At 43.3% G+C, this 13,270-nt stretch carries 14 protein-coding genes; 11 read left to right on the forward strand and 3 right to left on the reverse strand.

Annotated elements, in window-relative coordinates:
* Positions 1–189: 189 nt before the first annotated feature.
* The 11 genes from B3R63_RS04385 (at position 190) to B3R63_RS04435 (ending at position 10,945) form a co-directional block, all read left to right on the forward strand.
* Complete coding sequence (locus B3R63_RS04385) at positions 190–1,167, forward strand: KpsF/GutQ family sugar-phosphate isomerase (RefSeq protein WP_005019693.1); 978 nt, start codon at positions 190–192, stop codon at positions 1,165–1,167.
* Positions 1,168–1,171: 4 nt separating this feature from the next.
* A complete protein-coding gene (locus B3R63_RS04390; protein ID WP_286728405.1) occupies positions 1,172–1,711 on the forward strand; it encodes a KdsC family phosphatase in 540 nt (179 codons plus the stop codon).
* A gap of 39 nt (positions 1,712–1,750) precedes the next feature.
* Positions 1,751–2,299, forward strand: a complete 549-nt coding sequence (gene lptC, locus B3R63_RS04395) for an LPS export ABC transporter periplasmic protein LptC (RefSeq protein ID WP_286728406.1) — start codon at positions 1,751–1,753, stop codon at positions 2,297–2,299.
* Positions 2,283–2,849: a lipopolysaccharide transport periplasmic protein LptA gene (gene lptA, locus B3R63_RS04400; protein WP_286728407.1), complete on the forward strand. Its 567-nt coding sequence runs from the start codon at positions 2,283–2,285 to the stop codon at positions 2,847–2,849. The genes lptC and lptA overlap by 17 nt, the downstream gene beginning before the upstream one ends.
* The gene (gene lptB / locus B3R63_RS04405; protein ID WP_286728408.1) at positions 2,849–3,595 is read left to right on the forward strand and encodes an LPS export ABC transporter ATP-binding protein; all 747 of its coding nucleotides are present in this window, start codon (positions 2,849–2,851) and stop codon (positions 3,593–3,595) included. The genes lptA and lptB overlap by 1 nt, the downstream gene beginning before the upstream one ends.
* A 217-nt stretch (positions 3,596–3,812) precedes the next feature.
* Positions 3,813–5,321, forward strand: coding sequence for a TolC family protein (locus B3R63_RS04410; protein WP_286728409.1), 1,509 nt, complete (start codon positions 3,813–3,815; stop codon positions 5,319–5,321).
* Positions 5,318–7,462 carry a type I secretion system permease/ATPase gene (locus B3R63_RS04415; protein ID WP_286728410.1) on the forward strand — a complete coding sequence of 715 codons (2,145 nt, stop codon included), beginning with the start codon at positions 5,318–5,320 and terminating at the stop codon, positions 7,460–7,462. Before B3R63_RS04410 ends, B3R63_RS04415 begins: the two co-directional genes overlap by 4 nt.
* On the forward strand, positions 7,459–8,649 hold the full coding sequence (locus B3R63_RS04420; protein ID WP_017401173.1) for an HlyD family type I secretion periplasmic adaptor subunit: 1,191 nt from the start codon (positions 7,459–7,461) through the stop codon (positions 8,647–8,649). Before B3R63_RS04415 ends, B3R63_RS04420 begins: the two co-directional genes overlap by 4 nt.
* A gap of 94 nt (positions 8,650–8,743) precedes the next feature.
* Positions 8,744–9,340 carry an IMPACT family protein gene (locus tag B3R63_RS04425; RefSeq protein ID WP_286728411.1) on the forward strand — a complete coding sequence of 199 codons (597 nt, stop codon included), beginning with the start codon at positions 8,744–8,746 and terminating at the stop codon, positions 9,338–9,340.
* On the forward strand, positions 9,333–9,950 hold the full coding sequence (locus B3R63_RS04430) for an acyltransferase (RefSeq protein WP_286728412.1): 618 nt from the start codon (positions 9,333–9,335) through the stop codon (positions 9,948–9,950). Before B3R63_RS04425 ends, B3R63_RS04430 begins: the two co-directional genes overlap by 8 nt.
* 152 nt (positions 9,951–10,102) lie before the next feature.
* The gene (locus B3R63_RS04435; RefSeq protein WP_005019705.1) at positions 10,103–10,945 is read left to right on the forward strand and encodes a universal stress protein; all 843 of its coding nucleotides are present in this window, start codon (positions 10,103–10,105) and stop codon (positions 10,943–10,945) included.
* A gap of 186 nt (positions 10,946–11,131) precedes the next feature.
* Here the strand turns inward: B3R63_RS04435 and B3R63_RS04440 are convergent, their stop codons facing one another.
* The 3 genes from B3R63_RS04440 to fdxA all read right to left on the reverse strand — a co-directional run bounded on the left by B3R63_RS04440 (position 11,132) and on the right by fdxA (position 13,117).
* On the reverse strand, positions 11,132–11,800 hold the full coding sequence (locus tag B3R63_RS04440; RefSeq protein WP_119879137.1) for an O-methyltransferase: 669 nt from the start codon (positions 11,798–11,800) through the stop codon (positions 11,132–11,134).
* Positions 11,801–11,946: 146 nt separating this feature from the next.
* Positions 11,947–12,663 (reverse strand): D-Ala-D-Ala carboxypeptidase family metallohydrolase, encoded by a 717-nt coding sequence (locus B3R63_RS04445; RefSeq protein ID WP_286728414.1) that lies wholly within the window; start codon positions 12,661–12,663, stop codon positions 11,947–11,949.
* 130 nt (positions 12,664–12,793) lie between these two features.
* Positions 12,794–13,117, reverse strand: a complete 324-nt coding sequence (gene fdxA / locus B3R63_RS04450; protein WP_005019709.1) for a ferredoxin FdxA — start codon at positions 13,115–13,117, stop codon at positions 12,794–12,796.
* Positions 13,118–13,270: the final 153 nt, after the last annotated feature.

Here is a 13,270-nt window from a genome sequence, read left to right on the forward strand (position 1 = left end):
AGGTCTTCACATGCTCAAACAAAGGTAGTTCATCATAACTGAAGCGATATATTTCATAAAGTTTTATGCATTAATTTTATAGACTTGTGAAAAGTTCAGATTTAGAAAGCGGACTTTTACAGACCTATGTTAAAATNNATTATTCAACTCTTAAAGAGTTAAGGTAAGTTGAGCTTGAATTCATCCAATATGACGCAGCAGATTGATTTTCAAAAAGTTGCTCGAGAAACATTACAGATAGAACAGCAGGCTTTAGAGATTCTGGCTGCACAGATTGATACACGCTTTGAACGCGCCTGCGAAATCATCTTGCAGTGTAAAGGCCGTGTTGTGGTTACAGGTATGGGCAAGTCAGGACATATCGGCCGTAAAATGGCCGCAACTTTTGCTTCAACCGGAACGCCTTCATTCTTTATGCACCCGGGTGAAGCAGGACATGGTGATCTGGGCATGCTGGTCCGTGGAGATGTGCTGATTGCAATCTCTAATTCTGGCAAAAGCGATGAAATCATGATGCTCATGCCTTTGATCAAGCATCTGGAAGTGCCTTTAATTACTATCAGTGGTACTGAAAGTGGCCCAATGCCACAGAATGCTGATGTTGCATTAACGCTTGGCGAGTTAACAGAAGCCTGTCCGCTGGGTCTGGCGCCAACCTCAAGCACTACTGCTACATTGGCCCTAGGTGATGCACTTGCGGTCGCGCTGCTAGAAGCGCGTGGCTTTACGGCGGATGATTTTGCCCGCTCTCATCCGGCTGGGGCATTAGGCAAACGTTTACTTTTGCATGTAAAACATTTGATGCATAAAGATGATGAGCTGCCAAAAGTCAGTCCTGATACACCCATGAATCAAGTTCTCTATGAAATTTCCAATAAACGCTTGGGTTTAACCACTGTTGTAGATACACAAAATACTTTATTGGGTATTTTTACCGATGGTGATCTACGTCGTCTGATTGATCGTCAGCAAGGTTTTGATGTAAACCTGCCGGTATCGGAAGTAATGATCAAAGATCCGTATACCATTTCTCAGGAAGCGCGTGCTGTTGAGGCACTTGAATTATTACGTGATAAAAAGATCAATCAGTTTGTGGTCGTAGACCAGTCGAATAAAGTTATTGGTGTTATCAGTATGCATGATCTGATTCAGGCTGGAGTGAATTAAAACTATGGCATCGTATGTTTTACTTGAACAGGCTCGACATATGCAGGCCCTGGTTCTGGATGTTGATGGAATTTTAAGTGATGGTTTTGTTACTCTCACTAATAGTGGCGATGAAATCAAGTCTTTTGATATTCGTGATGGTCTGGGAATGAAGCTGGTGCAGCAGGCAGGTATGAAAATCATCATCATTACCGGTCGCAGCAGTAATATCGTGCATACCCGTATGTCCAATCTGGGTGTTGATCTGGTTTATCAGGGCCGTGAAGACAAAGGGGTAGCATTACGTGAAGCCTGTGCGCAGCTTGGCCTTTTACCAGAGGACTGCCTGTATATGGGAGATGACTGGCCTGATCTCTCTGCTTTTGCGATTGCTGGTATGAAAGTTACTGTACCTAATGGTCATGTGGAAGTACGCCGCCGTGCAGATCTGGTCACCCAGTCAATGGGCGGTCGCGGTGCAGTACGGGAAATATGCGATATATTATTAAATGCAAAAGGTGTTTACCAAGAACTTCTTGAAAAATATCTTGCTGTACCACATTAATAACAGATGTCCTGATTTAAAGAACTTAGAACCACGCTTATGGATACCCGAGTTTTATACGTTGTTGCGATTTTAATAGCAGCCCTAAGCGGTGGTTATTATTATTTCAGTGGAAAGGGCAAACGACTTGAGGTGAATTCAGGGCGTAACATGACTTATTCCGCAAAAGGCATTCATCTTACTCAAACAGATGAGCAAGGTAATCTGTATGTAAAAGCCAAGGTTGACCGTCTGGAACAGGATATGCAACAGAAAACGTCCAGGCTTGATAATTTGAATGCTTCTATGTATGAGGATGGGACAGTTAATGCTACTTTCTTTGCACGTCAGGCCAATAGCTTTAATGACAATGAAAAAATTGTCTTATCGCAGGATGTGGTGGCTACCCGTTTGGGCGCACAAGGGCCTATGGAGTTTCGTACCGATAAATTGACAGGTTATCCCAAGCTAAAGCAGCTGGAAACTGACCATCAGGTTATTGTACAGTCACCTCAGGCAGAATTTGTAAGTCAAGGTTTAAAAGCCGATTTAAATAAAGGTCAATACGAATTCTTTAATATTCGAGGAAAGTATGTCCCAAACACTTAATTATAACCGAACTTCAACTTTCCTGAGACAGGCTGTACTTACTGCATTGCTCGGAGTAACCTCTGTAGCCGCTTTGGCTCTACCTTCTGACCGTAATCAGCCGATATCACTAGTTGCTGACCGCGCAACCTATAATGAGAAAACTGGTATAACCACTTATACCGGTAATGTCATTATCGAACAGGGTACTATGAAGCTTCAAGCCAACTCAATTGTGGCTCAGCTTAATAAAAGCCGCCAGATCAGTACGATTACTGCTACAGGCAAACCTGCCAAGTTCCAGCAGCAGCTCGATACCAATAAAGGTCCGGCTCGTGGCGAAGCCCAAAAGATAGTTTACAATGCTGAAACCGGTATTATTACGCTTTCTGGTGGAGCTTATCTCTATCAGAATGGAGCAAGTATTCGAGGAAATACCCTGCGCTATAGCATGAATAAAGGCGATATCGAGGCTGTTGGCTCATCAAACAGTACAGGTTCATCGACAGGCCGGGTACAGATTATTATTCCACCATCAGCTTCAAAAAATTTCCCGGGAGCACGTGATTAATGGAGCAATCACTAAGCCAGCCACAAACCCTTACTATTAAGCATCTGGCAAAAAACTATAACAAACGCTGGGTTGTGAAAGATGTATCTTTTTCCATGCAGAGCGGTCAAATTGTTGGTCTCCTGGGTCCAAATGGAGCCGGTAAAACGACCAGTTTTTATATGGTGGTCGGCTTGGTCCGTATGGATAAAGGTGAAATCCATCTGGATCATCTGGATCTTTCAGATCTGGCCATGCATGAGCGTGCGCGTAAGGGAATTGGCTATTTGCCTCAGGAAGCATCAATTTTTCGCAAGCTGACAATTGCTGAAAATATCATGGCGATTCTGGAAACCCGTAGAGACCTGAATAAACAGCAACGTCAGCAACGTTTGAATGAACTATTAAATGACTTCAAAATTACTCATATTAAAGATTCATTAGGTATGAGTGTTTCTGGTGGTGAACGCCGTCGGGCCGAGATCGCACGTGCTCTGGCCGCCGATCCGAAATTTATGCTGCTGGATGAACCCTTTGCAGGCGTTGATCCGATTTCAGTAGGCGATATTAAAGATATTATTCGTAATCTGAAAGAACGTGGCATCGGTGTACTTATCACTGATCATAATGTTCGTGAAACCCTGGCTATTTGTGAAAAAGCTTATATTGTCAGTGAAGGTGCAGTGATTGCAGAGGGTACACCGCAAGAAATCTTGGGAAATGAAACAGTGCGGCAGGTCTATTTAGGCGAGGATTTCACAGTTTAATTAGACAGTCTTTTTTTTGATCCTACTTCTAAACTGCTCATAAGCTCTTTTATTTTACTGGAATTTAAAATAAATCTTGTGAGCTTTTTCCTTAATTACAATTTTAAAAACTAGTAAAACTATTTAACAAAAATTACGGTTCAGTTATTAAAAATATGTAAAATGTAAAAGTTCCAAATTATACCTATAGCAAAGCGTTCAACACTGTAACCCTTTTATGAAGAATAAAGTAATTAATAAAAAAGTTAATGGATTAATACCTGCGGTTCTATATTTAACCCTAGCACCTTTAACTACCTTAAATGCCGCCACTCCTGGTGAAAGTTACCATACTTTAAAAACCAATCTTGTCCAGTTGTTCTCACCTCAGCATAATGAATCATATCGACAGGTAAATATTGCAGAACTTAGCAATTTTCAGCTGGATCGGTCTGCTATTCAGGAGTTGCCTGTAGTGGGTTCAGCTAGTCCGGCGTCTGTTTCGACTCAAGTCTCCACAGAGCTTTCACTGATTGAAGCGGTGCGACTGGCTGTGCAGCGTAATCCGCAAATCACTCAGAGTATTTCGTCTGTTGCTGCACAAAATGCCAATATTGATGTGGCCAGGGCTGGCTATTATCCACAGCTTTCAGGTGGTTTAAGTACGGGTGATATGACCACAGGAGAGCGGGGCCGACAGTTGCTGAGCCTGAATGCCATTCAGATGCTCTACGATTTTGGCAAGGTCCGCTCCGGTGTGAATACTGAACAAGCCCGATTACAGGCTGAACAGGCCAATGTGCTGGTCAGTATTGATGAGATTGCACTTGAAGTTGCTAATGCCGTGATTAACATTAAGCGATATCAGGAGCTTAGCCGGATTGCCCAGCAGCAGATCAGCGGTATTCAATATATTCTGGAGATTGCTAACCTGCGCGCTAAAGCAGGTATCAGCAGCCAGGCTGATCCGGTACAGGCCCAGTCTTATCTTGAATCCGCCCAGGCAAATCTAATTTCGCAACAGTCTTTTCTGCGGCAGTATCAGCAACGGCTGCGCACCTTGCTGGGTTTTGAAGTCAGCCACACTGGCTGGATCATACCAGAAACACTGGTAGCCCGATCAGCGTTATATGAAGAGCCACAATTTACTACGATCCCGCAGATGATGGTTGCTCAGGCACAGGTCGAAATTGCAAAATCGCAAAGAGAACAAACCCGGTTAAGCCGTTATCCAACCTTAAATGTTAGAGGTTCGCTGAGCCAGGCAGTTAATGGCCAGAATCCCAACAATAATGAAGATGATGGGCTCTACAGCTCTGTCATGCTAGAGGCTACCAGCAACTTTTATCAGGGCGGGGCAGTAACTTCGCAGACACGTGCAGCGGGTTATGCGGAACAGGCAGCCCGGGCCAGAGTTAATGCAGTTTATCTTGATGTGCTGGATCAGGTACGGACCACCCGTGAACAGGTGGAAAACAAGCAGAGACAGATGCAGGTACTCGTTGCAAGACAGGCTACCACTGTGCGGACAAAAGAGCTCTATCAGGAACAGTATAAACTTGGAACGCGGACGGTAGTGGATTTGCTCAATGCCGAACAATCCATCCATTCCTCGGCTTCAGAGATTGAAATCGCCCGTTATGATATTTATGACAGTATTGTTCAGAATATCGCGGCAACAGGACGTTCACGTGATGTCTATGACTTAAATAATGTTTCGATTCAGGGATTTGAAATTCAGCCATGAGTACAAAAATAAATTACCAGCCTTGGCTACAGGGCGTAATGACGGTTGCCCGACATTACCGTATTGAAACCTCTGAAGAGCGCATTCGTTTGCAGCTGGACTGGAACCAGATCCAGACTCTGGATGAGGTTCTGTTATTGATGACCCGTCAGGTAGGTTTAAGCTTACGTAAGAGCAAATTTACGCCCGATATACTGAATCCCTGGCGTTTGCCGGTTCTGGTTGAATTCCAGAATGGACAGGTGGGTGTGATTGACAAGGCCGACACCGCCAGTAATGTCAGTATACAGCTGAGTGGCGATCAGGGCCTGGCACAAAGTTTTAAAGTAGATGAGCTACAGCCAGTCATTAAAACTGTTTACATCCTCCGGCCTGAGAGTTCGGTACCTGATGCGCGGATTGATGAATATATCAAGCCTTATGAAGCTAACTGGTTCTGGAGCATTGTCCTCAAGGACTGGAAACGCTATATCGACATCATGTTTGCCTCTCTCATGGCAAATATTCTGGCACTGGCGACTATTATCTTTTCCATGCAGGTTTATGACCGAGTCGTACCTTCCCAATCCATTCCAACTTTATGGGTTCTGGCTGGAGGGGTACTGATTGCTGCGATCTTTGAATTTATCATGCGGGTTGCCCGGGTTTACCTGTCCGATATTATTGGCAAACGTGCTGACCTCAAAGTTTCGGATCGGGTATTTGGCCATGCATTACGAATTAAAAACAGCGAACGTTCAAAATCAACCGGAACTTTTATCTCCCAGATACGTGAACTCGAAGGTGTAAGGGAACTGGTCACCTCAACCACAATCAGTGCCATTGCCGATTTACCTTTTTTCTTTCTGTTTCTGGTTATCTTCTGGATCATCGGTGGCAACCTGTTCTGGGTAATGCTGCTAGTGGTACCGCTGATGATTATTCCGGGTATTCTGGCCCAGAAGCCGCTGGCGAAGCTTGCGCAGGAAGGCATGCGTGAATCCTCTATCCGAAATGCCATACTGGTTGAAGCCGTACAGGGAATTGAAGATATCAAGCTGCTACGGGCGGAATCCCGCTTTCAGAACCAGTGGAACCATATGAATGAAGTCTCTGCCGATGTCAGTATGAAACAGCGCAAGATTGTCGGCGTAATGACAGCCTGGACTCAGAAAATCCAGGGACTGACTTATGCCATTGTAGTGCTGGTCGGTGCTTTTGCTGTAATGGAAGGTGACATGACCACTGGTGCACTGGTAGCCTGCTCGATCCTGTCTTCACGTATGCTGGCGCCAATTTCACAGATTACAGGTGTGCTGGGACGTTTGCAGCAGGCTAAAGTAGCTAAACAGAGTCTGGATGAGCTAATGAAAAAACCGGTAGATCAGCCTGAGCGAGCCAGTCTGATTCACCGGCCTGTATTATATGGCAATTATGAGCTCAACGGCACAGTCTTTAAATATGGTGAAGATGACCCGAAACCCAGCCTGATGATTCCAAAGCTCAGTATCCGTGAAGGTGAAAAGATTGCCATACTTGGCCGCAATGGTGCCGGTAAGACGACTTTGCTACAGTTGCTAGCCGGAATGCAGGTTCCCCTGCAAGGGAATATTGACCTGGATGGATTAGACCTGAACCTGATTGACCCGTCAGATGTACGCCGCGATGTAGCTTTGCTTAACCAGAATGCTCACCTGTTTTATGGCACCATTCGCGAAAACCTGACTTTGGGCGCGCCTCTGGCCAGCGATGAGGATGTGTTAAAGGCACTGGCAATTACCGGTGCACTGCATTTTATTAAAGAGAAAAAAGAAGGCTTGGACCATATTATTCTAGAAGGGGGAATCGGGTTTTCGGGTGGGCAGCGTCAGGCATTGTTATTAGCCCGGTTACTGATTCGCCAGCCTAATATTTTATTGCTGGATGAACCTACTGCTTCTATTGATGACGTTTCAGAAAAACAGCTGATTGACCACCTTAAGGGCTGGCTGTCACACCGTACCCTGATCGTGGCAACCCATCGGCGTGCAGTGCTGGAACTGGTAGACCGAATTATTATTATAAATGAGGGCCGGATCATGATGGACGGGCCAAGAGACCAGATCCTGCAGCAAACTGTAGCAGCACAGCCCCATAAGACCATTCAAGGAGGCCAGGCATGAATGATCACAAACCTGAACTGCAACGTTCTATAAAAGTGTCTTACCGGGAGCCTCCTTTACCCAAATCAAGTCTGGTAATCTGGATTGTCGGCTTATGTCTGCTAGTACTGCTGGTCTGGGCCTGGCTGTTTAAACTTGAGGAGGTCTCAACCGGAACCGGAAAAGTGATTGCGTCATCGAAAGAACAGGTGATTCAGTCCTTGGAAGGTGGCATATTGACCCGTCTCAACGTTAAGGAAGGTGATATTGTCGAGCAGGGACAGGTACTGGCCCAGCTTGACCCAACCCGCTTTGCCTCCAATGTAGGAGAGTCCGAGTCGCTGCTAGTTTCGGCACAGGCAACTGCGGCACGCTTGCGCTCTGAGGTAAATGGTACGCCATTATCATTTCCAGAAAGTGTACGTAAAGTACCGGCACTGGTTCAGGAAGAAACTGCGCTCTATTATTCAAGGCGCAGCAATCTGGAACAGTCCATGTCGGGACTTAAACAGGCATTGGAGCTGGTCAGGCAGGAACTGGTTATGACCGAGCCGCTAGTCGCCAAAGGTGCAGCCAGCGAAGTTGAAGTCCTGCGTTTAAAGCGTGAAGCCAATGATCTGCAAAACCAGATGAATGATTTGCGTAACCAGTACTATGTAAAAGCACGAGAGGAACTGGCCAAAGCCAACACAGATATTGAAACCCAGCAGCAAGTGGTCAAAGGTAAATCTGATACTCTGCAGCGTACCACTTTCAAGGCGCCGGTCCGTGGAATTGTAAAGGAAATTGATGTAATGACCCGCGGTGGAGTAGTGCCGCAAAATGGTAAGCTGATGACGATTGTTCCCCTGGATGAACAGCTCTTGATCGAAGCACGCATCTCTCCCAGGGATATTGCTTTTATTCGGCCGGGACAGGATGCGCTGGTAAAAATTACGGCCTATGACTATTCAATTTACGGTGGACTCAAGGGGAAGGTAACCGTAATTTCACCGGATACCATTCGTGATGAAGTGAAGCAGGACCAGTTCTACTACCGGGTTTACATCCGTACCGATACGGACAAGCTGATCAATAAGGCCGGGCAGAGTTTCGGAATTACCCCGGGAATGGTGGCAACGGTAGATATTCGTACCGGACAGAAAACAGTATTAGACTATCTGCTTAAACCATTTAATAAAGCTAAGGAAGCTCTACGGGAACGTTAAGAAACTTACTTTGAAAAGCCTCCTGAGGGAGGCTTTTTTATTTTTAAAATTAAACCGGTTATACTTAATATTTGTTGCAACATGTGATGGTGATATGCCGTTTACAATTTCCTCCCCAGTGCAGTTTGAAGAAGAAATCAAGAAGAGTCGTTTCCTTGCAATTGCTGCGCCTGTAGATAATGAACAGGCAGTAAAAGATTTTCTTGAAACTTATAAAGATCATAGTACTACTCATCAGTGCTGGGCTTGGAAAATTGGGCATCAAATCCGTTTTAATGATGACGGGGAACCTTCAGGAACAGCAGGCCGTCCCATTCTTGCCACTATTGAAGGGAATGAACTTACCAATATTATTGTCTTGGTTAACCGCTGGTATGGTGGAGTCAAGCTGGGCACAGGAGGGCTGGTACGGGCTTATGGTGGATGTGCTGGACAGTGCCTGCTGCTGGCAGAAAAGGTTGAAGTAATTGAGAAAAAACAGGCTTACTTCTGCTGTCATTTTAATGAATGGGCTATATTGCAATATGAACTTAACCAGCAACAGATTGAGTTTCAGGAAAATTATACAGCTACAGGAGTAGAAGTAGAGCTACTTTTGCAGGTGCATCAGATTCATTCCTTTAATTTAAAACTTCAAGATATTAGCCGGGGACGGGAACAGCTAAAATTACAGGAGCAGGAGCATGCCTGAACAGGATCCTTTACTAAAATATAGAGATCAGCATAAGCACCGCCTGAATTATATGCCTTGGCTGTACTATACGTTAAAGCCCAAGCATCGGGCCTGGGCCGAAGCATGGCAGCAGGAATATCAGGCTTATCTGATGGAAATGGAAACAGTAGAGATTGGTAAAAACTGCTTTATTTCACCACTTGCCCATATTTTTGCCGAACCGGGACGCAAGATTATTATTGGCGATCATAGCTTTATTGCAGCAGACTGTACCTTACATGGCCCAATTGAGATCGGGCAGGAAGTCGCGATTAATCACCATTGTATTTTAGATGGTGGTCGTGCTGGAATCCGTCTACACGATCAGGCCAGGATTGCCGCTTATTGTCATCTGTATGCATTTGATCATGGTATGGCACTTGAACAGGCGATCTACCAGCAACCGGTGCGTTCTCAGGGAATTGAGATTGGGAAAGATGTGTGGTTAGGTGCACATGTTGGTGTAAAAGATGGTATCAAAATAGGAGCACATGCAGTAGTCGGTATGAACAGTATGGTGACACATGATGTGGCTACCTGTGAAATTGTGGCTGGAAATCCGGCTAAAATGATTCGTTATCGGAAATAAAAACTGCATTCTAATATAGAATATTTATAAATAATTATTTTACTGGCAGGTTTTCCAGTTTAAAAAATTAACGCATAAAGTACTTGCTTTGTGATAGCTTAAGTTATGACATTAAAACATATTGGGCGTTAAGACCTAAAGAGAGGCGTAAAATGAACCGTGTAATTGCATGTATTGACTCATCTCCATGTATCAATGCAATTGCTGAGGCAGCTGCCTGGATAGCATCGAAAACACAACGAGAACTAGTGCTATTACAGATTCTGGATTATTACCCTGCCAGTTATCATTTGGGAGAAATTAGTGGCGTAATCGGCTTTGAAAGTAATGCCATGCTCTTGAAAGAACTGGCAGAACTTGAACAGAAACAAAGTGAACTTGCCATGGATTATAGTAATAATCTGCTTAAACATATTTCCAATCTGATTCAAGAAAAATATGGTATTACCTGCACTAAAATTCAGGAAAAGGGAGATTTTCTGGAGCAGAGTTTCAATTTGCTTCATGAAGAAGATATTGTTGTGATTGGCCGTGTGGGTGAACGCTCTGCTGAACGTAACAAAGCAATTGGTAGTAACGTTGAAAACTTTATCCGTGGTGTAAAAAGTACGGTAATGACGGTAGGTGAAACGTTTAAGCCACCAACACGGTTTATTTTTGCCTATGAGTATTCACCAACCTGTCTTGCCATGATGCGTCGTATTGCAGTGAGCGACCTGCTTAGACAGTTGCAGTGCCATTTGCTTTATGTAGGTGACCAACCGGAGGTTCTAAATGAGCCTACTCAGTTCTTGAAGAATGCAGGACTCGATGTTGTAGTAGAATATCGCTATGGAGATGTAGCAGAAAATATTTTAGATTATCAGCGTGAACATGGGATTCAGATCATTGTTCTGGGAGCCTTTAGTCAGAGTAAAATTCGGCAGTTTTTCTTGGGCAGCATTGCCACAACTATTTTCCGTAACGCGACAGTTCCGCTATTAGTAGCAAAATAATTGATCTTTAAAGACTAATCTATTTAGCCATTAATATATTTATAATAATTTGTAAAGTTTTAAATAGTATTAAAAAAGTCCATATAGTTATCCGCAATTACTGTGGATAACTATATGGACAGTATATGTAAAATAATGAAATTTAAAAATATTTTTATAGTGATTGTTTTTTATGCTTTTGAGTTTTTATTTTACAATAGCTAATGCAAACCCATCGTGACCTTTACTTCCGACTGTTTGTAAAGCTGTAGAAGATAGAAGTCGAGGATGACCTTTTAAGGCCTCAAACAAATCGCGGATACCCTCAATACTTGGTTTTTTATTTTCAGGATTGATGATTTCACCGGCACGTATGACATTGTCCATAAAAATTAAAGTCCCTGAACGTGAAAGGTTCAAGCTTAATTCCAAGTATTCAGAATAACTCTGTTTGTCGGCATCGATAAAAATAAAATCAAAAGGTTCGGCATTTTGTTTAATTAATTCATTTAAAATATCAGCAGCACGTCCAACTTTTAAATCAATTTGAGCTGCCAGTCCGGAATGCTCGATATTTTCCTGTGCGACAGCAGCATGAGCTTCACGGCCTTCGATAGTAAGCACATAACCTTCATCACCCAGTGCTCTGGCTAACCAGACTGTGCTATAAGCAGCAAAAGTACCCAGTTCTAAAATTCGCTTGCAATTGTTCATCTGGATCAACATTTGCAGAAGCATTCCTTGATTAGGGGCAACTGCCAGATGTTCAGGCAGACCTCGACGTGCTGTATTGTCTACAGTTCGTCCTAAACATGGATCATCGGGAATTAAATGTGAATCAATAAATTGGTCAACCTCTGTCCACATCTGCTGCATAATTTGATCACCTGTATTTTCATTGAGGCAATTGTAAGCCTTTCTAGTCAGAGTTCAATTTACCTTGAAAAGATTCGCTGGTTTTTTCTGCAATTTCTGATTGTAAAAAAGGAGGCATAAGCCTCCTGTATCTGACAGAAATTCAATTAGAAATGACACATTGAACTGTTACGGGTCAAATCTGGTCCCCAAGTACGGTAACCATGAGTATCAATGTGAATTTGTCCAGAGGCATACAGGCCAAGACCCATATTAAAGCTTTGCCCATGCTGAGACCAGAATTGGCATAATTTAAATTTGGTATTTTCAGTGAAAGCATAATCTTCAGGTTGAGGAAACTCTGGCCCTATACGAAAATCTATAGCTGAATTGAACAAATGGCGTGAAGAATTGGCCCCACCAGCACATTGATTTAAAGGCAAATCCCGATAGACTGAAGTCACTTCAAAATCGGTCAGAATTTTAGACGCTACCAGGTATTTAAATATACGTATGGTTGCCAGCTGGTTATTCCATAATTCACGATTTGGGATGGCATATTGTGAGCGGCCACATTTTTGCCAGTCACGGGCAGTACGCATGAGTTCAAAACTGGGGATAATATTGCCGACGTTATTGCGTTCCAGAAACTGTTCATACTCGCGCACACGTCTAAGATTATCGCCTGAAGCAAGCCAGGTTTGGTAAGAATTAGGAACAACTTTAGGTGGAATCGGACGTTCAATAATCACGCGTTCCTGTGGTATAAAAATACGTTTTCCATGTGGATGGGCCATATTGCCTTGTTGCGGCGCAGTAACACAACCACTCATCACCAAAGGCATAATGCCAATTGCCATTATACCTTTCAATAAATGCTTCATCGAAAAATCAATTACTTATAAATTGGATATCTATTCTAATTCAAAAATGTCGGGAAAAATGGGAAAAATTGCAATCTAATGTTTAATTTGAGTATAAAAAAAGATCAGCTTATGCTGATCTTTTCTCATTTTATTTCTCAAGATACTGGAGCTTGTCCGGTTTGCCATTCCACTCTTCACGGTCTGCTGGCTGTTCACCAATTTGAGTAATATTTGGCCATTTTTGTGAAAGGTCTGCATTAAGTTCGATAAACACTTCCTGACCTTCTGGAAGTTCATCCTCAGAGAAAATTGCATTAGCCGGGCATTCTGGTTCGCACAGAGCACAGTCAATACATTCATCAGGATTAATAACCAGGAAATTCGGACCTTCATAGAAGCAGTCTACCGGGCAAACTTCTACACAGTCTTGATATTTACATTTAATACAGTTTTCAGTGACAACAAAGGTCATGGCGACAGCTACCTAAAAATACGGTTCTAATGAGTAATGCGCTATTTTAGGCAAAAATCTACTCTACTAACAATTCCTTTTATTGATATTTGTTATTTATATGCATGAAATACAATTAGAATATTAATATTTAAACAGTACTAAGCAAAACAG

Source organism: Acinetobacter sp. UBA1297, from assembly GCF_002307755.1.
GTDB classification, from domain to species: Bacteria; Pseudomonadota; Gammaproteobacteria; order Pseudomonadales; family Moraxellaceae; genus Acinetobacter; species Acinetobacter radioresistens.

What these genes read in the sequence shown, in the direction of transcription:
- lptA (WP_286728407.1), top strand. Translation starts at nt 2,283, where the DNA reads ATGTCCCAAACACTTAATTATAACCGAACTTCAACTTTCCTGAGACAG.
- fdxA (WP_005019709.1), bottom strand. Translation starts at nt 13,117, where the DNA reads ATGACCTTTGTTGTCACTGAAAACTGTATTAAATGTAAATATCAAGAC.
- B3R63_RS04410 (WP_286728409.1), top strand. Translation starts at nt 3,813, where the DNA reads ATGAAGAATAAAGTAATTAATAAAAAAGTTAATGGATTAATACCTGCG.
- B3R63_RS04425 (WP_286728411.1), top strand. Translation starts at nt 8,744, where the DNA reads ATGCCGTTTACAATTTCCTCCCCAGTGCAGTTTGAAGAAGAAATCAAG.
- B3R63_RS04420 (WP_017401173.1), top strand. Translation starts at nt 7,459, where the DNA reads ATGAATGATCACAAACCTGAACTGCAACGTTCTATAAAAGTGTCTTAC.
- B3R63_RS04385 (WP_005019693.1), top strand. Translation starts at nt 190, where the DNA reads ATGACGCAGCAGATTGATTTTCAAAAAGTTGCTCGAGAAACATTACAG.
- B3R63_RS04435 (WP_005019705.1), top strand. Translation starts at nt 10,103, where the DNA reads ATGAACCGTGTAATTGCATGTATTGACTCATCTCCATGTATCAATGCA.
- lptB (WP_286728408.1), top strand. Translation starts at nt 2,849, where the DNA reads ATGGAGCAATCACTAAGCCAGCCACAAACCCTTACTATTAAGCATCTG.
- lptC (WP_286728406.1), top strand. Translation starts at nt 1,751, where the DNA reads ATGGATACCCGAGTTTTATACGTTGTTGCGATTTTAATAGCAGCCCTA.
- B3R63_RS04390 (WP_286728405.1), top strand. Translation starts at nt 1,172, where the DNA reads ATGGCATCGTATGTTTTACTTGAACAGGCTCGACATATGCAGGCCCTG.
- B3R63_RS04445 (WP_286728414.1), bottom strand. Translation starts at nt 12,663, where the DNA reads ATGAAGCATTTATTGAAAGGTATAATGGCAATTGGCATTATGCCTTTG.
- B3R63_RS04415 (WP_286728410.1), top strand. Translation starts at nt 5,318, where the DNA reads ATGAGTACAAAAATAAATTACCAGCCTTGGCTACAGGGCGTAATGACG.
- B3R63_RS04430 (WP_286728412.1), top strand. Translation starts at nt 9,333, where the DNA reads ATGCCTGAACAGGATCCTTTACTAAAATATAGAGATCAGCATAAGCAC.
- B3R63_RS04440 (WP_119879137.1), bottom strand. Translation starts at nt 11,800, where the DNA reads ATGCAGCAGATGTGGACAGAGGTTGACCAATTTATTGATTCACATTTA.